This window comes from Sorangium sp. So ce406 (assembly GCF_051474675.1).
Taxonomy (GTDB): Bacteria; Myxococcota_A; Polyangia; order Polyangiales; family Polyangiaceae; genus Sorangium; species Sorangium cellulosum_G.
The window spans coordinates 3,286,598-3,309,659 of the sequence record NZ_CP150340.1; the positions used below are offsets into that span (position 1 = coordinate 3,286,598).

The 23,062-nt window shown below is 73.0% G+C and carries 16 protein-coding genes; 6 read left to right on the forward strand and 10 right to left on the reverse strand.

Going from position 1 to position 23,062, the window contains the following annotated elements:
- Positions 1 to 2: 2 nt before the first annotated feature.
- The 7 genes from WME96_RS12345 to WME96_RS12375 all read right to left on the reverse strand — a co-directional run bounded on the left by WME96_RS12345 (position 3) and on the right by WME96_RS12375 (position 7,326).
- The gene (locus WME96_RS12345) at positions 3 to 341 is read right to left on the reverse strand and encodes an antibiotic biosynthesis monooxygenase family protein (RefSeq protein ID WP_437290340.1); all 339 of its coding nucleotides are present in this window, start codon (positions 339 to 341) and stop codon (positions 3 to 5) included.
- Between the two features lie 110 nt (positions 342 to 451).
- Positions 452 to 1,519, reverse strand: a complete 1,068-nt coding sequence (locus WME96_RS12350; RefSeq protein ID WP_437290341.1) for a 3-deoxy-7-phosphoheptulonate synthase — start codon at positions 1,517 to 1,519, stop codon at positions 452 to 454.
- A gap of 204 nt (positions 1,520 to 1,723) precedes the next feature.
- Complete coding sequence (locus WME96_RS12355) at positions 1,724 to 2,482, reverse strand: RNA polymerase sigma factor (RefSeq protein WP_437290342.1); 759 nt, start codon at positions 2,480 to 2,482, stop codon at positions 1,724 to 1,726.
- A 190-nt stretch (positions 2,483 to 2,672) separates the two neighbouring features.
- Positions 2,673 to 3,932 carry an RNA polymerase sigma factor gene (locus WME96_RS12360; protein WP_437290343.1) on the reverse strand — a complete coding sequence of 420 codons (1,260 nt, stop codon included), beginning with the start codon at positions 3,930 to 3,932 and terminating at the stop codon, positions 2,673 to 2,675.
- 113 nt (positions 3,933 to 4,045) lie between these two features.
- A complete protein-coding gene (locus WME96_RS12365; RefSeq protein ID WP_437290344.1) occupies positions 4,046 to 5,110 on the reverse strand; it encodes a hypothetical protein in 1,065 nt (354 codons plus the stop codon).
- Positions 5,111 to 5,202: 92 nt separating this feature from the next.
- Positions 5,203 to 5,700: a hypothetical protein gene (locus WME96_RS12370; protein ID WP_433935666.1), complete on the reverse strand. Its 498-nt coding sequence runs from the start codon at positions 5,698 to 5,700 to the stop codon at positions 5,203 to 5,205.
- Positions 5,701 to 6,285: 585 nt separating this feature from the next.
- A complete protein-coding gene (locus WME96_RS12375) occupies positions 6,286 to 7,326 on the reverse strand; it encodes a hypothetical protein (protein ID WP_437290345.1) in 1,041 nt (346 codons plus the stop codon).
- A 456-nt stretch (positions 7,327 to 7,782) separates the two neighbouring features.
- On the opposite strand from WME96_RS12375, the gene WME96_RS12380 reads away from it, so the two are divergent.
- Together WME96_RS12380 and WME96_RS12385 are read left to right on the forward strand one after the other, a co-directional pair.
- The gene (locus tag WME96_RS12380; RefSeq protein WP_437290346.1) at positions 7,783 to 8,607 is read left to right on the forward strand and encodes a hypothetical protein; all 825 of its coding nucleotides are present in this window, start codon (positions 7,783 to 7,785) and stop codon (positions 8,605 to 8,607) included.
- A 280-nt stretch (positions 8,608 to 8,887) separates the two neighbouring features.
- Positions 8,888 to 11,974 (forward strand): DEAD/DEAH box helicase, encoded by a 3,087-nt coding sequence (locus tag WME96_RS12385; RefSeq protein WP_437290347.1) that lies wholly within the window; start codon positions 8,888 to 8,890, stop codon positions 11,972 to 11,974.
- 50 nt (positions 11,975 to 12,024) lie between these two features.
- Here WME96_RS12385 and WME96_RS12390 read toward each other — a convergent pair whose 3' ends face one another.
- The gene (locus WME96_RS12390; RefSeq protein WP_437290348.1) at positions 12,025 to 13,227 is read right to left on the reverse strand and encodes a hypothetical protein; all 1,203 of its coding nucleotides are present in this window, start codon (positions 13,225 to 13,227) and stop codon (positions 12,025 to 12,027) included.
- A 220-nt stretch (positions 13,228 to 13,447) separates the two neighbouring features.
- Here WME96_RS12390 and WME96_RS12395 point away from each other — a divergent pair, with 220 nt between their 5' ends.
- The 4 genes from WME96_RS12395 to WME96_RS12410 all read left to right on the forward strand — a co-directional run bounded on the left by WME96_RS12395 (position 13,448) and on the right by WME96_RS12410 (position 19,065).
- The gene (locus tag WME96_RS12395; protein WP_437290349.1) at positions 13,448 to 14,023 is read left to right on the forward strand and encodes a hypothetical protein; all 576 of its coding nucleotides are present in this window, start codon (positions 13,448 to 13,450) and stop codon (positions 14,021 to 14,023) included.
- Positions 14,024 to 14,118: 95 nt separating this feature from the next.
- A complete protein-coding gene (locus WME96_RS12400) occupies positions 14,119 to 15,708 on the forward strand; it encodes an SDR family NAD(P)-dependent oxidoreductase (protein ID WP_437290350.1) in 1,590 nt (529 codons plus the stop codon).
- Positions 15,709 to 15,993: 285 nt separating this feature from the next.
- Positions 15,994 to 18,189: a cation:proton antiporter domain-containing protein gene (locus tag WME96_RS12405; protein WP_437290351.1), complete on the forward strand. Its 2,196-nt coding sequence runs from the start codon at positions 15,994 to 15,996 to the stop codon at positions 18,187 to 18,189.
- A 6-nt stretch (positions 18,190 to 18,195) separates the two neighbouring features.
- Positions 18,196 to 19,065 (forward strand): PTS sugar transporter subunit IIA, encoded by an 870-nt coding sequence (locus tag WME96_RS12410; RefSeq protein WP_437290352.1) that lies wholly within the window; start codon positions 18,196 to 18,198, stop codon positions 19,063 to 19,065.
- A 54-nt stretch (positions 19,066 to 19,119) separates the two neighbouring features.
- On the opposite strand, the gene WME96_RS12415 is transcribed toward WME96_RS12410, so the two are convergent.
- A complete protein-coding gene (locus WME96_RS12415; protein ID WP_437290353.1) occupies positions 19,120 to 20,253 on the reverse strand; it encodes a hypothetical protein in 1,134 nt (377 codons plus the stop codon).
- Between the two features lies 1 nt (position 20,254).
- Complete coding sequence (locus tag WME96_RS12420) at positions 20,255 to 23,062, reverse strand: TonB-dependent receptor domain-containing protein (RefSeq protein WP_437290354.1); 2,808 nt, start codon at positions 23,060 to 23,062, stop codon at positions 20,255 to 20,257.

Consider the following 23,062-nt stretch of genomic DNA (forward strand, 5'->3'; position numbering starts at 1 on the left):
GCTCAGGCGCCCTGTCGGTCGGCGCCGTACGCGCGCTCGACGCGGCAGACGCGCACCTCGTACGCCTCGTACCAGTCCGCGCGCCCGCGCGCCTGCGCGGCGCGGTGCTCCTCGTGCTGCCGCCACGCGCGGATCGATTCGAGGTCGCGCCAGTAGGAGACCGTGATCCCGTGGCCGTCGGCCGAGCGCACGCTCTCGATGCCGAGGTAGCCGGGCTGTTCCCGGGCGAGGGCATCCATCCGCTCGCCCATCGCGCCGTAGCCGTCGTCTCCGGGCGTCCGGCGCGAGGTGAAGATGACGGCGTAGTAGGGGGGCTCGAGGTCAGGGCAGGGGAACCGCATGCCCCATCATGCCGCAACCCGGGTGGGCCGCGCAGGCCGGCACGATGCCGCGACGCCGCGACGTGGGGCGGCGCGGCGCGGCGGGGTCAGGCCGCCGCGCCGCGGCGGGGTCAGGCCGCCTTGCTGGCCCGCCGGTCCCGGACCGCCTGGGCGAGCAGATCGAGCACCGGCACCGTGTCGCTCCAGCCGAGGCACGCGTCGGTGATGCTCTGGCCGTAGGTGGGGAGCTTGCCCGGCGCGAGATCCTGCCGGCCGCCCACGAGGTGGCTCTCGATCATCACGCCGAGGATGTCCCGCGAGCCGGCGCGGAGCTGGTCGGCGAGGTTCTCGGCCACGGCCCGCTGGCGCGCCGGGTCCTTCTGGCTGTTGCCGTGGCTGCAGTCGACCATCATCCGGCGCGGCAGGCCCGCCTTGGTCATGCGGTCGCCGGCCTCGCGGACGTGCTCGGCCGAGTAGTTGGGCCCGCGCTGCGAGCCGCGCAGGATCACGTGGCACGCCGAGTTGCCGCGCGTCGCCACGATCGCGGAGATCCCCTGCTTGGTCACGGACAGGAAATGGTGCGCCTCGCGCGCGGCCCGCACGGCGTCGACCGCGATCTGGACGTCGCCCTCGGTGCTGTTCTTGAAGCCCACGGGGCACGACAGGCCGGAGGCGAGCTCGCGGTGGATCTGGCTCTCGGTCGTGCGCGCGCCGATCGCCCCCCAGGAGATGAGGTCGGCGATGAACTGCGGCGAGATCGTGTCGAGGAACTCCGTCGCGCTCGCGAGCCCGAGCTCGGCGATGTCGCGGAGCAGCCCGCGGGCGACGCGGAGCCCCTTGTTGATCGAGAAGCTCCCGTCGAGGTCCGGGTCGTTGATGAGCCCCTTCCAGCCGACCGTGGTGCGCGGCTTCTCGAAGTAGACGCGCATGACCACGAGCAGGTCGTCGCTCAGCCGGTCGCGCTCTTCCCGGAGCCGCGCGGCGTACTCCAGGGCGGCCTTGGGGTCATGGATCGAGCAGGGGCCCACCACCACGAGGAGCCGGTCGTCCTCGCCCGAGATGATGCGCTCGGCGGCCTTGCGCGCGAACGCCACGGTCTCGGAAGCCGCGGGGCTGACGGGGATCTCTTCGATAAGGATCGCGGGGGGGATCAAGGGCCTGAGCCCTGCAATACGAAGGTCGTCGGTCGAGTAGTACATCGTTGAGGTTCCAGCATAGCGCGTTGCGATATGCCCCGACTACCCACACGTTGGACGGACGCGCTTTCTCCTCGTCGGTCGGTTCGTCGGTCGGTTCGTCGCGCGTTTCGCTCGGTTTCGCTCGACCTGGAGATTTGTCTCGCGGGCGCTCGCGGGCTGCCGAGGGCGTCCAGGGCGCTGGGGCCGCCGGCCGGCGCCGCCCGCTCATGCGTCCGCCGGCGCGTGCGCCTGCTCCGCGCCGCGCTTCAGGCGGACCGGCCTGCCGCCCGGGGGTGGCCGGCGGGGCGCCGCAGCCGGCCTCGCGCTCGCGCCGACCGCGCGGGTGGGTCGCTCCGGCGGCGCGGCCGGCGGTGCGGCCTGCTCCCCGGCGCCGCGCGCCGCGGGGCTCGGCGGCCGCCGGCGCTTCGGGGCTGCGCGGGGCTCCTCGATCTGCGCGCGCAGCGAGGCGATCGCGCGCGTGCGCCACTTGTAGGCCGTCGACAGGGGGATCCCGTGCTGCTCGGCGACGGTCGCCATCGGCACGCCTTCGATGTCGTGCTCGATGAGGATCCGCTGCTCCTCCTCCTGGAGGGCGCCGAGCCGCGACAGGATGAGCGAGCGCGTCTGCTCCGCGTCGATCTGCTCCTCGGCGTTCGGGCGCTCATCGGCGACGCGCGGGGGCCCACCGGAGGACAGCTCCTCGCGCCGGTGGTGCGCCCGGTCGCGGTAGTGGGCCGCCACGTGGACGGTGATCCGGTTGAGCCACCGCTCCGGCCGCGCGCGGAGCGGATCGTACGTGGGGAAGCTCTGGTATCCCGCGAGGAAGACGTCCTGGAGAATGTCGCGCCGGTCGCGGCGTGGGACCCCGAGCCGCTTGAGCCAGTTCCAGACGGAGTCGTAGGTCTTGCCCCGGAAGAGCCGTACGAACGCGCGCTGTCTATCCAGCGGCATCAGCGGAGCGGAGGCGCGGTGCGGTTGTCCCATGCTCGCTTAGTTAGGAGGAGCCGATCTCTCATCTCAAAGAAACGTCATCACCCCCTGAAATAGGTCCTTCTGTCCGCTCGGCAACGCGGATGAGGGGCAGGGCGAACGAGAAGAGAGCTCGGTGCTTCTCCTGGCGCTCGAAGGGGTTTTTTGATCTGGATCGCTGTGCCGGACGCGGCGGAGAGCGGCTCTAGAATGCCGGGGAGGGCGGACTGGGGGGCGCGGCTCTGGCGCGGAGCGCGCGGAGCGCTGCGGTTCGTTCGGCGCTCAGGCGGCCAGCAGGGAAGCGCTGTTCGTGCTCGACGAGGCGGCGGTTCGCCTCCGCGTAACGGCCGCTCGAGAACGCGGCGATCGCGCCGTCGATGAGGGCGCGCTCCGCGGCGATCTCCTGGTCCCTCGACACGGCCGCCGGCGCCGCGGCCTCGCGGGCGGGCGGGGGCGCGACGCCGGCGGGACGTGGCGCGGATCTTCGTCCGGAGAGCGCCTCGGCGCCTGCCCGCGCGTTCGAGGCGCCCGCGCTCGCGCCGCCCGGCGGAGCGTCCGGCGCTGCAGCGGCGCTCGGCGGCGGGGCTGCGTCCGTGGGCGGCGGCGCCGCCTCTGCGGGCGGCGGCGCGGCCTCGGGCGGCGGCGGTGCGACGGCGGCCATGACGGGCGCGGTCGCAGCGGGATGTCCGGCGGGGGACCGGGGCGCGGCGGCGCGCATCGCGCCCAGCACGATCGCGAAGGACACGGCGGCGCCTGCCAGCGGGACGGCCACGGCGGCGGCGGCGTGGAGCGCGCCGGCCGGCGTGGGGACGGCGCCCGTGGAGGGGAGCCTCCGTGACGACAGCGCGCCGCGGGCGCGGCGGTAGAGCCTCGCGAGCAGCGTGCCCGCGACGTCGCGATCGGCGCGCGCCTCCTGGACCAGGGCGCTAGCGCCGAAGGGCATGAGCGCGAGACCGCGGCCGCGCTGGCGCGCCTGCCACCGCCGCATCGCCGCCTCGACGTCCATCCAGGCGAGCCGGTGGCGGCTCCACGCGGTGCTCAGGGGGATCGAGAGCTGCTGGGCGATCTCGGCCATGTCGATCTCCTCGATCTCGTGGGCGACGAACACGCAGCGGCGCTCGAGCGGCACCTCCTCGAGCAGCTTGTCGAGCACGCAGCGCCGGTCCCTCGCGATGGCGCGCTGTTCGGAGTCGGGCGTGGCGTCGGGCAGCGCCTCGAGGTCGTCGAGCGGCCGGAGGCGCTCGCGCCGGCGGTGGGCCCGCCGGAAATGGTTCGACGCCTGGTGGGTGGCGATGCCCATGAGCCACGACCGCACGCTGCCCCGGCTCGGATCGAAGCGCGGCAGCGCGCGGTAGGCGCCGGCGAGCACCTCCTGGGCGACATCGTCGATGTCCTGCGCCCGGACCCCGAGGCGCGCGAGGTAGCGGGCGATGAACGAGAAATGCTCATCGGTGATGGCCGCCATCAGGGCGTGGGAAGGTTCCTCGGACGTGCTTTTGCGTGACGCTGCCCCCATCTGTTCCCCCTCGTTCCCCTCGTTTCCCCTCGAGCGCGGCGACGTCGCCGCCGCGGAGCTGGTCAATGCCGCGCCCATGCGCCCCGACCCACGAGAGCGCGCCGCGCGGGCGCCTCGATCCCCCCGACGAGGCCGAAGTCGACCCGGAGGCCGACGAGCCCGCCGGCAGACGGCGGGACCCAGAGGACGGCCGTCGGGCTCTCGACGCGGAGCTCCGAGAGGCGGAGCATGATGTCTCCGTAGATCTGGACGGCGAGCCAGTCGGAGAGCGGCAGCTCGACACCGGCGCGCGGCCCCGTGGCGAGCCAGAGCGTCGATGTCTCGTCGAGCGAGACGCCCCGGGTGGCGGTCGTCACGACGCCGAGCGACACGAACGCGCAGGCGAAGAGATAGCGCACCTGCGAGCACGGCACCGCGCTCGCGGCCGCGAGCCAGGTCGAGACGATTCCCCGGTCGACGCTCATCTCGGCGGGCCACTGGACGAGGCCCTCCAGGCCGAGCGAGAAGGAGGGATAGCGGAGCGCGGCGTGGAGCACCGTCCCGGGGCTCGTGTCCTGGAGCAGCCCGAACACCGCGGCCCCCGTGAACCCGACCCTGAGCTCCGGCCCCGCAGGGCGCACGGGCAGCTCGGCCGCGACCTCGACGGGGGGCGCGGGCGGCGGGGGCGGCGGGGGCGCGGGCTGCACGCGCAGGCTCGGGTCGAGCGCGACGCGCAGCGAGAGCGCCATGTTCATGACGAGCTCTCTGCAATCGTCGTTGTAGGCGACCAGGTGGCGCGACCACGTGACGGCGCCGTCCGCGTCGTGGAGATCCATGGTGGCGTGCATCTCCCGGCCGGGGCCGCGGAAGATGAGGGTCCTGGCCTGCAGGGCCGCCGCGGGCTCCACCGGGTCGTAGCCGAGCTGCCTGGCCATCTCCTCGCGAAGGAGCCCCTCGCCCGGGCAGCGCTCGGCCCCCGGGGCGCGCCGGTACTCGAGCTGCACCGCCGCCCGCGGCGGCGAGGCCCCGGCGCGCGAGGGCGAGAGCAGGGCCGCGGCCGCCGCGGCGAGGCACGCCCGCGCGAGGGCCCTCGGCCGCCTCGGCGCCGCTCCGCCGGTCCCGGTGTTCCTCGCTGACGTTGCGGACATGGTGCTCATCGCGGCGTGATGACGCGCTCGTTCAGGCCAGGGTTCGAGTGCGAAAGGGCCGCATCTCCCCGAGGCGCGGCCAGGTGGCTCCGCTACAGGGCGTCCACGGGCAGCGCGAGCCCCACGCCGACCACCGCGGAGAGCGGCGGGACCTGCCATATCTCCCGGTTGTTCACCCAGAGCGATGGACGGCTATGGTTCGTGCGCAGCTCCGCGAAGCCGCGCAACGACAGGTGCGCGGAGAAGGGCCAGTCTCCGGCGGCCCGCAGGCCGACCGAGCTGACCCAGGGCTTGCGCGCCTGGATGCTGACATCCGGGTCGCTCGTGATCTGCAGCTCGCCCGCGTCGAACACCGCGCACACCGACAGGACCCCGCGGTGACCGCAGATGTCGAGCGCCGGCATCGCGAGGCTCGCATGCACGAGGACGCCATCCGCGAAGGTGTCCGCCAGCGAGGTGAGCATGCGCGCCTCGACGGAGATCGACAGGCTCGGCCAGCGGAACGTGGTCGCGAACGACGCGCCCCCGGCGAGCGCGGGCAAGAGCCCCACCGCGAGCAGCGGGGACGCGGAGATCTCGCCGCGCAACATGTGATCTTCCTCCTGCGCCTCCCGTTGCGTTTGCTGCGTCTCCCGTGGTGATTCAGACCGAGGCGTATCCGCGTGCGCCGAGGCCGTTGCCATGGAAACAGCGAGCATGGCGGCGCAACCGACGCGTACCATCGGCGTACCGGTCAGGGCGGGATCTCTACCGCACCGGGCGGAGTGAACGCCTCGATCCGAAGCACCCCGCCGCCTCCCCTCCGGCCGCTACACCCCCCCATGTGCCCCCCCTCCTCAACGTCTCCCGTGCCCGTGGGACACTGCACCTCGGCCGTGCGGCGGAGGTGGGCTCGGCCTCATCGCTCCCACGTCGTGATCTTGTAGATACTGACTTTGGCGCGCAGGTAAAGCCTTTTGTGTGCGCGTAAGAGCGCACGAGGGCGCATTGTATTTTGACTCTTTGATTTCTCTCTTTCGAGAGATTTTTGTCATCCCGCAGGTCGTGCGATGGAACCCTAGGTGCAAGACCGTTCTCTGTCGTTGCTGTTCTGGTAATGCCTGATGTTCATTCAGGAAACGCCTTATTCCGCGCCTTCGGGCCCTCTTCACTGGGCGCGCGTGGCGAGGCGGCCTTCAGTGGCTGTTCCTGTCCGGACGTGTCGTGCAGCAGAAGGTGCTGGGCCCGGTGAAGATCACGTCTCCGACCGGCTCTCCGCCGCGCGGCTCGCAGCTCCCGGGCTCGTTGACGTGCCAGACCGCCCTCATGCTCTTGGGCTGGACCCCGGGCGTCGGGGCGAGGCAGCCCGGGTCTTTGCCCGACGCCGTGCCGGCGGCGAGCAGAACGCTGCATGCCCCGTCCCGGTAAGAAAGGAGCGTCAGAGAGCACTCGCTGCCTGTCGGGGGGCCGCACTCGCACCGCGTGCAGCGGCGCTCGTCCTTCATGTCGTCGTAGAGCACGACCTGCACCGGGTACTCCGGCGGGCAGGTCACCTCCCCCTCGCCGAGGTGCATGATGCACTGGGAGAAGTCCTGCATCTGCTCGGCCGGCACGCACGTCTTCTCCAGCGTGGCGCAGGTGTCTTCCCGGGTCACGCCGGCGCACGCCTTGCCGGAGCGATACCACCGCGGGAACGGGGAGACGATGAGCGGCACGGGCGGCAGCTCCTCGCGGGGCTCGCAGGGCGTGACCCTGGGCGAGCCGAGCAAGAGCGCCTTGTGATCGCTCGCCAGGGCGTCGCTCGGCACGCAGGCGCCATTCAGGATGTCCCGGGCGCCCTGAAGCGGGAGCCCCGCTCCGTCGCACCTCGCCGACGCGGCCGTCCTGAGGCCGTCGGGCAGGGCGCAGGCCGGCTCGCTGCACCGGCACGGGTTGCACATGAAGGGATCGTCGAGGGACTCGTACCCCTTGTACACCGTGGCAGGGGCGGATGCAGGGCACTGCGGCTCATCCACCGTCCTGCCGACCCAGAGCAGGGCCGGGCCGTCGAAGCCCACCGGAGCCCGGTCGACACACTGTCCGCTGCACGTGCCGCACCCGGCGATGCACGCATCAGGATCGAGCGCCGTGCTGCACTGTTGCGAGCACGTCAGATAAACCGAGGTGCTATCGATGATGGTGCAACTTCCGAGGCTCGCGGCGAACAGCAGCGCAAGCGCGAGACGGGTCTTCTTCATGAGATCTCCTCTTCGGGAAGAGCTCGCGGCCCCCGACTGGCGCTCGGCTTACTACAGATCCGATCGTTTCAGGCAAGGACGCGCCGGAAACGCCGACGAATCACGCTGCGAGGCGCATTGCGGTCTGGCCTGGCGAATTCTAAGCGATCGTGAGGGCAGGCTGCTTTTGTCCGCGCCGCGCCACGTCGGGCGCCATGTTTCATTTTTCGAAATGGCGACTCGCCTCATGGCGTATGCCTCTGTTGTCGAGCGCGACGGGACGCAAGCGAGCGCCACGGAACACAGATGAACGCAACGGAGCACAACCGGCTCGCTCGCCGCCTGGACGCGGGGCATGCGCGGCGTGCTGTTCCGACAGGCGAGCTGCGCGCCGGTCTGTATCCATGCGCGCGAGCGCCTCTGGCGGTCGTGAAAAGCGCTCGCGAGGCGCGCTTGCTGCGTTACGCTCGGGTCCAGATGAGTGGGGATCCATCCGGTAACGAGCCCGCGCTGCAGCACCCGGCGCCCCGTCCTCAGGAAGAAGCCGCTTCGCGGGGGGCGCCGAGCGACGCGCTGGTATCGTCCGCGACCGTCTCGCTCTCGTCCGGGCGTCGCTACGAGATCGAGGCGACCCTGTCGGGCGATCGCCTCGTCGTCCGCGGCAGGGACGGTGAGCTGGTCTTGCAGATGGAGATCACCGAGGCCGGTCCGGTCCTGTCGTTCTCGGCGCCGAGCGGCGAGCGCGCCGGCGCGTGGGGGGACGAGCCCTCCGCGCCGCCGCGGCGGGCGACCTGGGCGCCGCAGTCCGCGATCGTCCCCCCCGCGAGCGCGAAGGGCTACCCGTCGGAGGGCGAGGCCGACCAGGCGATCCAGGTGCCGCGGGCCATGCCGCTGCCCACGATCAAGCTCCCGCGCGATGCCGAGCTGCTGGAGCTCGACGGCGGCAGCGCGCGGTCGGGGGTCACCCTCCGGCGGTCCGCCGGCGAGCCCGGCGAGGGCAGCGCCGCGCCGACGCCGTCGGGCGCAGCGGCCCCCGGGCCGCCCCCGGAGCCGGACCAGCGCGGAACGCCGCGCGCGCTGCCCTCGATCAGCTTGCAGCAGTACGCGGCCCTGTGCGCCGAGTCGTCGGTCGGGGTGGCCTCGTCGTTCGACCGGGCGCTCCTGCGCCACGGCATCGCGGACCGGGACCTGTGGAGCGCGGTCGATCGGAGCTGGCAGGACCGGCTCGAGCGCGAGCCGATGCTCACGCTGCGCTGGATGGAGCTCACCAACCGTTACCGCGAGCACCTGACGCGCCGGTAGAGCCCCGCGGCGCCGGGCCGCGCGGCCCGTGAATTCCTGCTAGAGCAGCGCCCCGCGCTCGCCGGGCGAGCTCCCGGGATCTGGAACACGAGGCGGCGGAAGGAGACGCCTGATATCCTTCCCGTTCTCTCGTCTTCCTGTGAACATCGACAAGAAGCGGCGCCGGTCCGGGAGAGCGCGCGAGCGCGGCGTGGGCCTGGCGTCGGCGTCTGGAGTCTCAGTGCAGGGTCTGCTCGAAGCCATCAGAAAAGCCTGTCTTCCGGGCCTCTGGTCCCAGGGCGTGAAGCTCGCCCGCGAGGGCGCCGCCTTCGGCCGGGAGGACCGCGGCGAGTCCGTCGTGATCCGCGTCAAGGCGGCGGGCCAGCCCGTCGCGCCCACCGTCACCCTCTACCCCGCGGACGCCGAGTGGACGTGCGACTGCGGCGGCAAGGTCGATCCGTGCGCCCACGCCGTCGCGGCGGCCATATCGCTCTCGCAGCCGGCCGCGCCGGCCCAGCCGCCCGCGCCGGCCCAGCCGTCCGCGCCAGGCCAGACGGCCGCGCCGGCCCAGCCGCCCGCTCCAGGCCAGCCGGTCGCCCCGGGCCAGCCGGTCGCGCCCGCCTCGCCGGCCGCGCCAGCCTCGCCGGCCGCGCAGACCCGCCCGTCCGCGCCGACCCAGCCAGCGCGGCTGCGGTACCGGCTCCGGCGCAAGGGCCTCGTGCTCTCGCTCGAGCGCATGATCGTGCACGCGAGCGGCGCCGAGGAGCCGCTCCGGGTCTCGCTCGCCAGCCTCGCGGGCCGGATCGCGCGGGCCCCGATGAGCGCCGACCGGCCCGGGCCGAAGCTGCCCGAGCTCTACCCGACCCACGAGGACCTCGCGGTCGACCGGCTCGTGGGCACCAAGCAGCACGGGTATTTCCCCTCGGATCGCCAGCCCGAGCTCTTCGCCGCGCTGGCCGGCGTCGCCGACGTGGAGCTCGACGGCGCGCCCGTCCGCGTCTCCAGCGAGGCGATCGGCCCCCGCGCCGCGGTCCGCGATCACGACGACGGCGTCGCGCTCGTCGTGGAGCGGGACCCGCGCATCGACGAGGTGATCGCGTCGGGCGTCGTCCGGTGCGGCGGCACGCTGCACCTGCTCCGCGAGACGGACCTCACCGGCCCGAAGCTCGAGCGCCTCCCGCTCCGGCGGGTGTTCCCGCGGGGAGATCTCGGCAAGCTCGTGACCCAGGTCCTGCCGGAGCTCACGAAGCGCGTCCCGGTCACCGTCCAGAGCCAGCGCTTGCCCCGCCCGGGCGGCGCGTCGCGGCCGCGGATCCTGCTCGAGCTCAGCCAGAAGGACCACACGCTCTCGGTCGTGCCCAGCCTCGTGTACGGCGACCCGCCCGAGGCGCGCATCGAGAACGGCCGGCTCGTGCACCTGTCCGGCCCGGTGCCGGTCCGCGACGAGGCCGCGGAGCGCGTGCTGCTCATCCGGCTGCGCGACGAGCTGCACCTCATCCCGGGCCGCCGGGTCGATTTCGACGGCGCCGAGGCGGTCCGCTTCGCCACGCGCCTCGAGGCCTGGGACGCCCGCGCCTTCGCCGAGGCGCGGGGCGAGCTGTTCGGCAGGGCCGAGCTCGTGCCGCGCTTCGTCATCGACGACCGCACGTTCGACGTCGACTTCGAGCTCGCGACGGGGCGGGACGACGGCGCCGCCGGCGACGGCGAGGGCGGCGGCGCGCCGCGGAAGCGCGCGGACGCCGCGGCCGTGATCCGGGCGTGGCAGGACGGCCTGCCGCTCGTGCCGCTCCTCGGCGGCGGCTGGGCGCCGCTGCCCGCGGCGTGGCTCGAGAAGTACGGCGCGCGCGTCGCCGACCTGCTCGCGGCGCGGCGCGACGACAAGGAGGTGCCGCCCGCGGCCCTCCCGGCGCTCGCCGCCCTGTGCGACGAGATCGAGCACCCGCGCCCGTCCGGCTTCGACAAGCTGATGCCGCTGCTCGACGGCTTCGCGTCGCTCCCCGAGGCGCCGCTGCCCGACGACCTGACCGCGACGCTGCGCCCGTACCAGCGCCGCGGCGTCGACTGGCTGTCGTTCCTGCGCGACGCCGGCCTCGGCGCGGTGCTCGCCGACGACATGGGGCTCGGCAAGACGCTGCAGACGCTCTGCGCCGTGCGCGGGCGGACGCTCGTCGTATGCCCGCGCAGCGTCGTCCACAACTGGGCCGACGAGATCCGGCGGTTCCGCCCCGGCCTCCGGTTCGCGATCTACCACGGCGCGCGGCGCGCGCTCGACCCCGCGGCCGACATCACGCTGACGACGTACGCCGTGCTCCGCAACGACGTCGAGCTGCTCGCGGCGCAGGCGTGGGACGTGGTGGTGCTGGACGAGGCGCAGGCGATCAAGAACCCCGACAGCCAGGCGGCGCGGGCCGCGTTCGCGCTCCGCGCCGAGCTGCGCGTAGCGCTGAGCGGCACGCCGGTCGAGAACCGCCTCGACGAGCTCTGGAGCCTGCTGCACTTCACGAACCGCGGCCTGCTCGGCGGGCGCAGCGCCTTCCAGGACCGCTACGGCCGGCCGATCGCCGAGGGCGCGGCCGGCGTGGCGGCGGAGCTGCGGCAGAAGATCCGCCCGTTCGTGCTGCGGCGCCTGAAGCGCGAGGTGGCGCCCGAGCTGCCGCCGCGCTCGGAGATGGTGCTCTACTGCGAGCTCGAGGAGGCCGAGCGCGAGCTCTACGAGGCCGTGCGCGCGGCCACGCGCAAGGACGTGGTGGCGCGGCTCGCGGAGGGGGCGAGCGTCATGGCGGCGCTGGAGGCGCTGCTCCGCCTGCGCCAGGCGGCATGCCATCCGGCGCTGATCCCGGGATCGAGCGGCGGAGACGCGGGCCCGGCGTCGCGGACCACGCCGTCGTCGAAGGTGATGCGGCTGCTCGAGGCGCTGGAGGAGTGCGTGGCGGACGGCCACAAGGCGCTCGTCTTCTCGCAGTGGACGTCGCTGCTCGACCTCGTCGAGCCGCACCTCACCGCGGCGGGGATCCCGTTCAACCGGCTGGACGGCTCGACGCGCGATCGCGCCGGGGTGGTCGGGTCGTTCCAGTCGGCGGGCGGCCCGCCGGTGATGCTCATCTCGCTCAAGGCGGGCGGCACCGGCCTGAACCTGACCGCGGCGGATCACGTCTTCCTGCTCGACCCGTGGTGGAACCCGGCGGTCGAGGATCAGGCGGCCGATCGCGCCCACCGCATCGGGCAGCACCGCCCGGTGATGGTGCACCGGCTCGTCGCGAAGGACACGGTGGAGGAGGGGATCCTCGCGCTGCAGGAGCGCAAGCGCGCGATCGCGGGCGCCGCGCTGGGCGAGGCGGACCGGGCGGTGTCGCTCACGCGGGAGGACCTCCTCGCGCTGCTGCAGTAGCGCGCGGGGGCCTTTCGCGAGGGGCGTTCACGCGCGCCGCCACCTGCTGCTCACCTGCAGCTCACGTCGATCGAGCCCGGCGGCTGCACGATCTTCTCGGCGGCGAGCTGCGCGTCCGCGACGCCGAGCTGCCCGTGATCGTTGCTCCCGAAGCAGGAGATCGAGCCGTCGTCGTACACAGCGCAGATCGAGTCGGTGTAAAAATTTCCAGCGAGCGCCAGCACCGGTCGCTGCGTGAAGATCGGCGCCAGGGGCTGCGGGGGAACGCCCGGCTCGAACCTGTTGGTGACGGCGCACTCCACCTTTCCGGCCGCGGTCAGCCAGCAGGAGCGCCCGACGCGGTCGGCATAGGTGCCGTCGACCACCTCGCCGGGCGCGCCGCCCGTGCTCTCGCGGCACCTGAACCCGTCCGGCCCGACGCGGCACTCGGCGCGGCCGTTTTCCATGCGGAAGAGGTCCGGAGCGTCGAGCAGCGCCACGCCGAACGTGTCGACCGCGACCGACCTGCTGGCGGGCCCGATCCGGACCGGGCTCGTTCCGTGGTCGTGACCGGAGCAGAGCGCCTCTCCGCCGACCGTGAGCGCGCAGAGCTGGTCCCACGTCCCCGTCGCGATCCCGGCGGCGAGCACCCCCGTTCCCCAGGGCACGAAGCTGGCCGACGGGTCCGAGCTTCCGCCGCCGAACTGCCCCCAGCTGTTGGAGTTGCCCATGCACTGCGCCTCGCCGCCGGGCGTCCTCACGCAGATCGCGTTGCCATCCTCGCTGTTGAAGGTGGGCGATATCAGGATCTGGGCGACGGCGGGCGCGCCGGGCACGTCCGTGAACTGCGGCCCGAAGACGTGCGTGTAGATCCTGCCCGCGCACCGGAGGACGCCGCCGGGCCCGCCGTAGCAGACCGCCCGGTCGCCCACCGCGATCGCGACGAGCGCTTCGCACGGCTCCCCTGCCTGGTCGAGGAACGCGGTCTGCGACCCCTGCCACATGAAGCGATCCGGGCCAGGAGGCACCGGCAGAGCGGCCCTGGGCGCGGTCTCTCCTCCTCCGTCCCCACCGCCGCCGCCATCGCCGCCGCTGCTGCTGCTGCTGCTGCTGCTGCTCGACGAGATCGCTTCGGTGCCCGACGAGGACGACGCACCGTCGTCACCGCCGCTCCCACCAGCGCCGGAGCTGAAGTCCCGTACCGTCGTGGAGCAACCGAGGCTCAACGTGGCGGCGAGGATACCGATCGAGCGACAGCGCGTCGAAGAGAGCACTTCAGCCTCCTGGTGATGGTCAGACCGATCTCTCCTGCATTGCATCGGCTCGCGTGCGCGCGTCAACGTCATTGCAGCTCCGCGTCGGCCGCCTCACGCGCTTTCCTCCAGCGGGGCGAGCCGCGCTCGCGCTCTCGGCTTTTTCATTGCGCTTCGTGTCGCGTCGGGCGCCGCGGCGCGCGGTTGCGGGCATCGAGCGGCCATGGGATGAGCGGCCGTGATGCGAACCTCCACGCTCCCCCTCGTCGCGCTGCTGACGTCGCTCGCTGCGTGCACCGGCAACGGCCCGCGCGAGCCGGCGCCCGAGCCGACTCCGCCCGCCCCGCCTGCGGAGCCCGCCGAGCCACCCACCGCGCCGGCGCCGACGACGCAAGCGCCGACGACGCAGGCGCCGACGACGCAAGCGCCGACGACGCAGGCGCCGACCGCTTCCGGGCCGACGACGCCGGCGCAGGCCACGACCCCGGCGCCCGGCGGCGACGCGCTGCTCGGCACCTGGAGGTCCGCCGCGTGCGCTCCCCGCAACTACGAGCGCGTGCTCTCGTTCGCGAAGGACGGCAGCTTCACCGCGGAGGATCGCGTCTCTCCCTGCCCGCCGCGGGTCGCGTGCATCTGGTCGGGCATCGTCCACCGCAAGGGGGCCTTCAAGCGCTCCGGCGACACCGTCTCGCTCTCGGTCGCCGAGGCGTCGCAGGGGCCGGGCGGCCAGCCGTTCCCGACCACGCTCACCGTCGATGCGGCGGGCGGGCTCGCCGAGACGGGCGAGAACGGCAAGCCCTGCCCGTACCAGCGCTGATCCTCCCGCCTCAGGTCCCGCGTCGCCGCGCTCCGCGGCCGCTCGCGGCCGCCGGTTCGCGCCTGGGCGCCCGCGTGCTATGCACCCCCGCTTCGATGAGCTCCGAGAGCGACGCTGCCGGCTCAGGCCGGCCGTTCACCCCCGCCGAACTCGACGCCTGCCTGAGGGTGCTCGAGTCCCTGGTCGACGATCGCGCGCAGCTCGCCTCGATCAGCGCCGAGGACCGCCGCCGGCTCCTCCTCGCCGCCGGCCGCGTCTCGCGCCCCGAGCGCGCCGAGCAACGGGAGCTCGCCAGGGCGTTCCGCAAGAGCGACAGGCGCGCGCAGCGGTCCGCCGACACCGCGCTCCTCGACGCGGTCGGCATCCGCGCCGCCCGCCGTGAGCCCGTGTTCCGCACGCCGGACGCCCCCTCGCTCGCTCCTCCCGGCATCGCCGCGCCCCCCGCGCTGAGCTCACCGCCTTCCGCGCCGCCCGCCGCCGGGGAGCCCGCGCCGTCGAGCGAGCGCGGCGCTCCGGAGCTCGCGAAGCCGCGCAAGTGCTATGTCTGCAAGGCCGAGTTCCGCAAGGTGCACTTCTTCTATGATTCGATGTGCGGCGCCTGCGGCGACTTCAACCATGCGAAGCGCAGCCAGACGGCGCCGCTCGACGGCCGCGTCGCGCTGGTCACCGGCGCCCGCGTCAAGATCGGCTATCAGGCGGCGATCATGCTGCTCCGCGCCGGCGCGCGGGTGATCGTCACGACCCGCTTCCCGCACGACGCCTCCCGCCGCTTCTCGGCGGAGCGCGACTTCGACGTCTGGGGCTCGCGCCTCTCCATCTATGGCCTCGACCTCCGCCACACGCCGAGCGTCGAGCGCTTCACGCGCCACCTCCTCCATACGCTCGATCGCCTCGACGTCATCATCAACAACGCCTGTCAGACCGTGCGCCGCCCGCCGGGCTTCTACGGCCACCTCATCGAGGGCGAGGCCGCGCCGGTCCATGCGCTCCCGGAGGCCGCGCGGCCGCTGCTGGAGGAGTACGACGGGCTCCGCGCGCGCGGCGCGCTCCCCCTCATCGCGGGCGACGACCCCTCCGCCGGCCTCCGCGAGCCCGCGCTGCTCTCCCAGATCCCCGGCCCCGGCGACGAACCGCTCGACGACGTGCTCTTCCCGAAGGGCCGTTACGACGCCGATCTCCAGCAGGTCGATCTCCGCACGATGAACAGCTGGCGATTGACGCTCGCCGAGGTCCCGACCGTCGAGATGCTCGAGGTCCAGCTCGTCAACGCGGTCGCCCCCTTCGTGCTGAACTCCCGGCTCAAGCCGCTCATGGTGCGACACCGCACCTTCGACAAGCACATCGTCAACGTGTCGGCGATGGAGGGGCAGTTCTACCGCCGTTACAAGACGGACAGGCACCCTCACACCAACATGGCAAAGGCCGCCCTCAACATGATGACGCGCACCTCCGCGCCCGACTACGCGAAGGACGGCATCTTCATGAACAGCGTCGACACCGGGTGGGTCACGGACGAGGACCCCGCGGCCCTCGCCGCCCGCAAGCTGGAGGAGCACGGCTTCCACCCGCCGCTCGACATCGTCGACGGCGCCGCCCGCATCTGCGATCCGATCTTCTCCGGGCTGCTGACCGGCCAGCACATGCACGGCCAGTTCCTCAAAGACTACCTGCCGACCGACTGGTGAGCGCAGCCGCCCGGCGGCTCCGTCGGCGCGACGCGTGGGAGCCGCCCGCGCTCCACCCACGTCAAAGCGTCCATCGCGCTGCGGGGGCGTTGCCCCGCGACGGGACGGTCACGTGCCTCCGCTGCGCGCGCACGCCCGTCGGCTGTTCGCGCACCTCCACCGACCGCGCCGCCGCTTGTGCGTCATGGCGAGCTCGGCTTTGACGCTGCGCATCCTAATTATTGACAGTCGAGACGGCCCGCTGATAAGCGTTCACTTAACACTTACCAGGGGGGAGCGTTCCCGATGGAGACCCTGATCCACAATCCGCTGAGCCGCTTCCTCATCCAGGCGTTCCTGATCATCGCGTGCGCGCGCCTCGTGGGCCTCGTCGCCCGCAGGCTGGAGCAGCCGATGGTCATCGCCGAGGTCACGGCGGGCATCCTGCTCGGCCCGTCGCTGTTCGGCTGGCTCTTTCCCGACACGTCGGCGGTCCTGTTCGCCCAGGAGTCGCTGCCGCTCCTCAAGCTGGTGAGCGAGGTCGGGCTCATCGTCTTCATGTTCCTCATCGGGCTGGAGCTCGACCCGAAGCTGCTGCGCGGGCGCGGCCATGCCTCGGTCATCATCAGCCACACGAGCATCGTCGTGCCGTTCGCGCTGGGCGGCCTGCTCGCGCTCTACCTGTACCCGCGGCTCTCCAGCAGCTCCGTGCCGTTCATGTCGTTCGCGCTCTTCATGGGTGTGGCCATGAGCATCACGGCTTTCCCGGTGCTCGCGCGCATCCTCACCGACAAGCGCCTGCTGGGCACGAAGGTCGGCGCCCTCACGATCACGTGCGCCGCCGTGGACGACGTGACCGCCTGGTGCGTCCTCGCCTTCGTCGTCTCGATCGCGCGCTCCACCGGGCTCGTGGGCGCCGTGTGGACCACCGTCTTCGCCGTCGCCTACATCGCCGGCATGCTGTTCCTGGTCCGCCCCTTCCTCGCCCGGCTCGGCGAGCGCGGCTCCAGCAAGGAAGGGCTCTCGCAGAACCTGGTCGCCGTCACGTTCCTCCTGCTCATCGTGTCGAGCTGGATGACCGAGATGATCGGCATCCACCCGCTGTTCGGCGCCTTCATGCTCGGCGCGATCATGCCGAAGGGCACCGGCTTCGCGCAGAGCCTCGCCGAGAAGCTCGAGGACGTCGCCGTGGTCTTCCTGCTCCCGCTGTTCTTCGCCTTCAGCGGCCTGCGCACGCACATCGGGCTGCTCAACTCGGCCGACGGCTGGGTGATGTGCGGCCTCATCATCCTGGTCGCCTGCGCCGGCAAGTTCGGCGGCAGCGCCGTGGCCGCCCGCATCACGGGCCAGAGCTGGCGGGAGGCCAGCGCGGTCGGCATCCTCATGAACACCCGCGGCCTGATGGAGCTCATCGTCCTGAACCTCGGCTTCGATCTGGGCATCATCTCGCCCAAGCTGTTCACGATGATGGTGCTCATGGCGCTGGTCACCACCTTCATGACCTCGCCGCTCCTGCGCTGGATCTACCCGCCGGAGGAGCTGGCCAAGGAGCTCGTCGACGCCCCGGGGCGGACGCCGCTGCCCGCGGCGGCAGAGGTGTTCACCGTGCTCATGTGCGTCTCCTACGAGCGCACCGGCCCCGGCATGGTGACGCTCGCGAGCGCGCTCGCCGGCCGCGGCCCCGAGGCGCGGCGCCTCTACGCGCTCCGCCTCATCCCGCCCACCGATCGCGGCTCGTTCTACCTGGATCAGGGCCCCGAGCGGCAGGGGGCGGCCGCGCTCTCGCCGCTCCTCTCGCGCGCCAAGGAGCTCGACGTCGAGGTCCGGCCGCTGTCCTTCGTCTCGCCCAAGCCGAGCCACGACATCTGCAACGTCGCCGACGTGAAGCAGGCCGACCTCGTGCTGGTCGGGTGGCACAAGCCGCTGATCAGCCAGACGGTGCTCGGCGGCACGGTCTACGAGGTCATGCGCGGCGCCCGCACCGACGTCGGCGTGCTCATCGATCGCGGGCTCTCGGCGGTCCGCAAGCTGCTCGTGCCCTTCCACGGCACGGCGCACGACAGGGCGGCGCTCGCCCTGGCCCGCCGCCTGGCGCAGCAGGTCGGCGCCGACGTCACCATCCTCCACGTGGTCAACCCGAAGCGCCGCGCCGACGACGCGCTCGGCGCGCAGGAGACGGTCGACGAGGTGTTCGAGGGCGAGGAGGGCGGCGCGCTGCGGAAGGCCAAGGTGACGCTCAAGGTCGTCCACCACGAGTCGCCCGCGGACGCGGCCCTGCAGGAGGCGTCGCGCGGCTACGACCTCGTCCTCGTCGGCGTCGGGTCCGAGTGGGGCCTCGCGCAGCGCCGGTTCGGCATCCGCGCCGAGCACATCATCCAGGGGTGCCCGACCTCGCTGCTCGTCGTGCGCTGCTACGAGCCCGCGGCGGTGCCCGCCCCGGCGCCGGCGCCCTCCCAGCCGATGCTCTCGACCGCCCTCACGGCCGGGCCCGATCGCACCTGACATTCCATGCCAGCGCTCTCCGACGCTGACAGCGCGTCCCGCGCGCGCGCCCTCGCCGAGTTCGGGGCCGCGCTGCGGCTCCTCCGGGTCGAGGCGGGCCTGAGCCTGCGGGCGCTCGCGCACCGCATCGGCGTCTCCAGCGCCTACCTGAGCCGCGTCGAGCACGGGCACGACGCCATCCCGACGCCCGACCGGCTCACGGCGATCGCGGGCGCGCTGGAGCTCCCCCCGGCGCTGCTCCTCGAGCTCGGCCACCAGGTCGAGCCGCTCGTCTCCCGCTACCTCGACCGCGTCCCCGCGGCGAACGCGCTCTTCGTCGAGGTCGCGCGCCGCAACCTGAGCGGCCCGCAGCTCGCGCGCGTCAAGGCGTTCATCGACGCCGAGTTCCCGGTGAGCGCGCCGTTCGGCGTGGCGCCCGCGCGGCGGCTCAGCGCGCTGCTCACGCCCGAGCGCATCGTGCTGCACCTCTCGTGCGCGCACATCGAGGACGTCATCGACGTCGCGGCGTCCCGGCTCGCCGCCCCGGGCGGCGCGCCGTCCGCGAGCGCGCTCGCCCAGGAGATCCTGCGGCGCGAGCGCGAGTCGCCCACCGCGCTCGGCAACGGCGTCGCCGTCCCGCACGCGATCGTCCCCGGCGCCTGCCAGGCGGCCGTGCTCGCGACGCTGGCGGAGCCGCTCGCCGTGCCCACGCCGGGCGGCGCCCCGCTCCGGCTGGTGGTCGTGCTCGTCTGCGGCGAGGGCGGCCGCGCGCACCTCGAGCTGCTCGCCCAGGTGGCCAGGCTCGCCAGCCACAACGCCGCCGACCCCTTGTGCGCAGCGTGCGACCCGGTGCAGCTCATCGACCAGCTCGCGCAGATCGAGGCCGGCTGCGGCTGATGGGGGCGGCCCTCTCGCGGTCGGCCCCCGCGGCCGCGCGCCTCGGGGCCGCCGTCACTCGACGCGGACGAGGCGCTGCACCACCGACGACCCGCCGCGCGCGTCGCGCACGACGGCGGTGATCGTGGCGACGCCCGGCTCGGCCGGAGGGATCCACGTCACGGCGTGGTCGCCGAGGTACCCCCTCGACGCGTCGCTCACGAGCTTGATGCCGCCGTCGATGTCACCCAGGTCGGCGAAGTAGTTGACCCAGACGATCTCCTTCAGCGCCTTCTGCTTCGCGTCGGGATCGGGGTCGGCCACGTTCTCCGGGATCATCGCCTCGATCGTGACGGTGCGGCACTCCTCGATCGGATCCCTCGCGTTGCACCCGACCTCGCGCCGCTCCTCCGCGTCGATGGGGCAGGGGGTCGCGGTGGAGAGCATCGCGAAGTCTTCCGACATCTTCGCGCCGTCGAGCTCGAGCCCGTTCACCACGGGGTTCGGGTTCTGGCGCTCGTCGGCGAAGACGTAGACCTGCGTGTAGCCGGGGACGAAGCTGTCCGGCCCGAGCCGGCGACCCTCGCTGTCGAAGCAGCCGACGGGGAAGGTCCCGGCGCGCCCGGTGCCCTGGTCCTCCACCGGGCCGAGCCTCCCGGTGCAGGCGACGAAGAAGACGTAGGCGCTCCCGTAGGCCGGGCCCGAGGCCGGCGGCTTGCGGCCCTCGAGGATGTCCTTGCCGACGGTGATCGTGTACGTGTCGCCGACGCTCGGGCGCACGCCGTTCAGCGCCGGCAGCGGGGCCGTCGGATCGCCCGCTTGCTGCCACGCCTCGAACGCGTCGGCGAGCGCCGCGAACTCGGGGTAGCAGCCGTAGTAGTCGTCCCCGATCGGGTTCTCGCACCCGCCGAACCAGTAGACCGTCACCGGCCGCGACCCGTCCTCGGGGCCGCCGAGGCCGTCCTGGTAGTGGATCCGGAAGGTGACCTCGTCGCCGGGGTTGGCGTACGGCTTGTCGGCGACCACCGCGAAGACGCGGAGCCCGTCCACGAGGCTCGGCGGGTCGAACCCCGCCACGCACCCGGCGGAGATCGCCGGCGCGGCGACCGCGCTCAGCGCGAGCGTCCCGAGCAGCGCCCGCCGCCACCTCCGCCCGCGACCCGCGCCGGCGTGCCGCGCCGCGCCGCCCGTCGATCGCGTCGATCGCATCTCAGAACTCTCCTCGCATCCCGAAGCTCGGCAAGATCGGCAGCCCCGTGACGTACTGGCGGGCTGTATAATTGTAGTTGTACTGAATTGCTTCGCTGTTCGCGTTGTTGTAGACGTTCTGCACGTCGAGGTAGGCCGACAGCTTCCAGGTCCTGAACTTCCACGTCTTGTCGAGCCGCACGTCGAGCTGGTGGAACGCCGGCAGCCGCTCGCTGAACGGGGTCGAGAACGGGATCGCCGTATACGTCCCGGTGGGCGCGTAGAAGAGCGCGTTGGTGCGGTACGGATCGCAGCTCAGCTCGTTCACGTTGCACACGTTGGGCGTGACCAGGTTGCCGGAGACGAGGCGGAAGCGGGCGCCGAACTCCCAGCCGTCGCCGAGGCGGTAGCTGCCGAGCACCGTCAGGATGTGGGTCTGGTCGAACGAGACGAGCCGCTCCGCCTCGCCGGGCCCGGGCACCCGCGTGCTGCGGGACAGCGTGTACGCGGCCCAGCCGAAGAAGCGATCGTCGGGCTTGTACTTGAGGAGGAACTCACCCCCGATGACCCGGCCGGACCCGATGTTCTGGTAGTCGAGCTGCGCCGTTCCGGGCTGGTTCACGCCGACGACGAGCTCGTCGAGCTGCTTGTAGAACCCCTCGGCCGACGCCTCGATGTTCCGGGTCACGTCCTGCTCGACGCCGGCCGCGTAGTGCAGCGCCCGCGTCGCCTTCAGGCCCGGGTTGCCGAGCGGCGGGATCACCTCCTGGAACTGCGGCGGCTGGTGGAACACGCCGACGCCGCCCTTCACCGTCGTCCGCGGGAACCCCTGGACCACGTCGACGCGCCCGTTGACGCGCGGGCTCACGGTCGCCTGCTGGTTCAGGTCCTGGTAGTCGAGGCGCACGCCAGGGACGATCTTCGCCCGGGGGCTCGGCGCGAGCTCGAGCTCGGCGTAGGCCGCGGGGTAGAAGAACTCGCCCTCGCGCGAGATCTCCTGGAGCGCGCGCGTCGAGAACGGCTGGTTCGGCGGCTCGCCGGGGCGGTTCGGCGCGGGGCCGCGGAAGTTCACCCCGTACAGGCCGGCGAAGACGTCGACACCCGCGTTGAAGACCACGCCCTTCGACATGCGCCGCGCGTACTCGAGGCGGCCGGAGAGCGTCTTGAGATCGATCTGGAAGTAGATCGGGCCGATCCCGAAGTCGGCGTCGTCGCGCGCGATCGCGAGCACGCCGTCGAGCCGATCCTTGTCGGTGAGCTCGTGGTCGTAGCGGAGCTGCAGCCGCTGAAACGCGGTGTGCAGACCGACGTCGCCGGAGAGCGCCGGCTCGCTCGGCTGCGGATCGGCGAGGAGCAGCTCGAGGGCGTCGTCCGAGCCGAAGAACGTGAGGCGGAGGCGCGACGACGGGGTCGGCTCTGTCTCGAGGAGGACCTGGTAGTCGTAGTAGACGGGCGCCTGGGTCACCCCGGCGCCCGCGGCCTCGAGCACCGGGCCGAACGAGTCACCGATGTAGCTCCGCCGGCCTCCCACCATGAAGCGGGTGTTCTCGAGGAACGGCACCGGCCCCTCGAGCAGGACGCGCGCGTCGATGAGGTCCACCTGCGCGAGGCCGTGGAGCTTGCCGTCCTCGTTCGGCGAGCGCAGGGAGACGTCGACGATGCCGCCCTGCACGCGGCCGTACTTGGCGCTGAAGTTGCCGGGGTAGAAGTCGATCTTCTCCAGCATCTCGGTCGGCACCACCGAGGAGAGGCCGCCGAAGTGGTAGATGAGCGGCACCTGCGTGCCGTCGACGAAGGTCTGCGTGTCCTGCGGGCCGGAGCCGCGCACGATCAGCAGGCCGGCGAGCGTCGGCGGGCGCGCCACGCCCGGCAGGTTCTGGAGCGAGCGCAGCGCGTCGCCGTTCGTGCCGGGGATGCGGTTGATCTCGCGCTGCTCGAGCGTGCGCTTCGTGACCTCGCGCGGCGGGCGATCGCCGCGGACGGTGACCTCGAGGCCGTCGCCGCGGGGCAGGAGCCGGTACTTCACCTCGAGCTGCTCGCCGGCGGCGATGTCCTCCTCGACGGAGAGCGGCTCGAAGCCGGGCGCCGCGACGGTGACCTGGTAGCGCCCCGGCGGCAGGTCGAGGAAGGCGAAGCTGCCGCGCTCGTCGGTGGTGACCTCCGGCGCCGCGGCGGAAGGCGGCGCGCCGCCGGCGGCCTGCGGCGCGCGCGCGACCGAGACGGTGGCGCCCGCGAGCGGCACGTCGCCGCCGCTCGCGAGCACGGTGCCGCGGAGGTTGTCGGCGAGCGGCGAGAGCGCGCCGTCGGCCGGCGGCGGCGGCGCCGCGGCGGTCTTCAGCGTGAACGTGTAGCGGTACAGGATGCGCGCCGCGGCGGGGGTGCCGTCGGCGCGGCGGGCGGGCTCGAACTCGAGCTTCTGGGCCGCGGCCACCGCGGACTCGTCGAACCCGTGCCCGGCGCTCTCGACGACGACCGCCTGCTTCACGCGGCCGTCGCGGTCGATGTCGAGCTGCAGGGTCACCGACGCCTCGAGCCCCTGCTTCTCGGCCTCGGGCGGGTACTCCGGCGGCGTGTAGTTGAGCGCCCGCGGCGGCGTCGCGCGCCCCGCGGGCGCGGCCGTGGCGGCAGGGGGCGTGACGATCGCGCCGCCCTCGCCGCGGGGCACGCTCGGCGGCTCCGCGGGCGCCTGCGGCCCCTGCTGCTGCGCGCGCGCCGGGGAGGGCGGCAGCGCGGCGGCCGTCAGCAGCGCCGCCAGCGCGGCCGCGCGCGACCTCCGGGAGCGGCGCGGGAGCGGGCCTCCGGCGCGGGTGGGGGCGGGCTCCTGCGTCAT

Bases quoted from the DNA above. Each gene is read 5' to 3' on its own strand.
- WME96_RS12345 (WP_437290340.1), bottom strand. From the start codon at position 341: ATGCGGTTCCCCTGCCCTGACCTCGAGCCCCCCTACTACGCCGTCATC.
- WME96_RS12350 (WP_437290341.1), bottom strand. From the start codon at position 1,519: ATGTACTACTCGACCGACGACCTTCGTATTGCAGGGCTCAGGCCCTTG.
- WME96_RS12355 (WP_437290342.1), bottom strand. From the start codon at position 2,482: ATGGGACAACCGCACCGCGCCTCCGCTCCGCTGATGCCGCTGGATAGA.
- WME96_RS12360 (WP_437290343.1), bottom strand. From the start codon at position 3,932: ATGGCGGCCATCACCGATGAGCATTTCTCGTTCATCGCCCGCTACCTC.
- WME96_RS12365 (WP_437290344.1), bottom strand. From the start codon at position 5,110: ATGTCCGCAACGTCAGCGAGGAACACCGGGACCGGCGGAGCGGCGCCG.
- WME96_RS12370 (WP_433935666.1), bottom strand. From the start codon at position 5,700: ATGTTGCGCGGCGAGATCTCCGCGTCCCCGCTGCTCGCGGTGGGGCTC.
- WME96_RS12375 (WP_437290345.1), bottom strand. From the start codon at position 7,326: ATGAAGAAGACCCGTCTCGCGCTTGCGCTGCTGTTCGCCGCGAGCCTC.
- WME96_RS12380 (WP_437290346.1), top strand. From the start codon at position 7,783: ATGAGTGGGGATCCATCCGGTAACGAGCCCGCGCTGCAGCACCCGGCG.
- WME96_RS12395 (WP_437290349.1), top strand. From the start codon at position 13,448: ATGCGAACCTCCACGCTCCCCCTCGTCGCGCTGCTGACGTCGCTCGCT.
- WME96_RS12400 (WP_437290350.1), top strand. From the start codon at position 14,119: ATGAGCTCCGAGAGCGACGCTGCCGGCTCAGGCCGGCCGTTCACCCCC.
- WME96_RS12405 (WP_437290351.1), top strand. From the start codon at position 15,994: ATGGAGACCCTGATCCACAATCCGCTGAGCCGCTTCCTCATCCAGGCG.
- WME96_RS12410 (WP_437290352.1), top strand. From the start codon at position 18,196: ATGCCAGCGCTCTCCGACGCTGACAGCGCGTCCCGCGCGCGCGCCCTC.
- WME96_RS12415 (WP_437290353.1), bottom strand. From the start codon at position 20,253: ATGCGATCGACGCGATCGACGGGCGGCGCGGCGCGGCACGCCGGCGCG.
- WME96_RS12420 (WP_437290354.1), bottom strand. From the start codon at position 23,062: ATGACGCAGGAGCCCGCCCCCACCCGCGCCGGAGGCCCGCTCCCGCGC.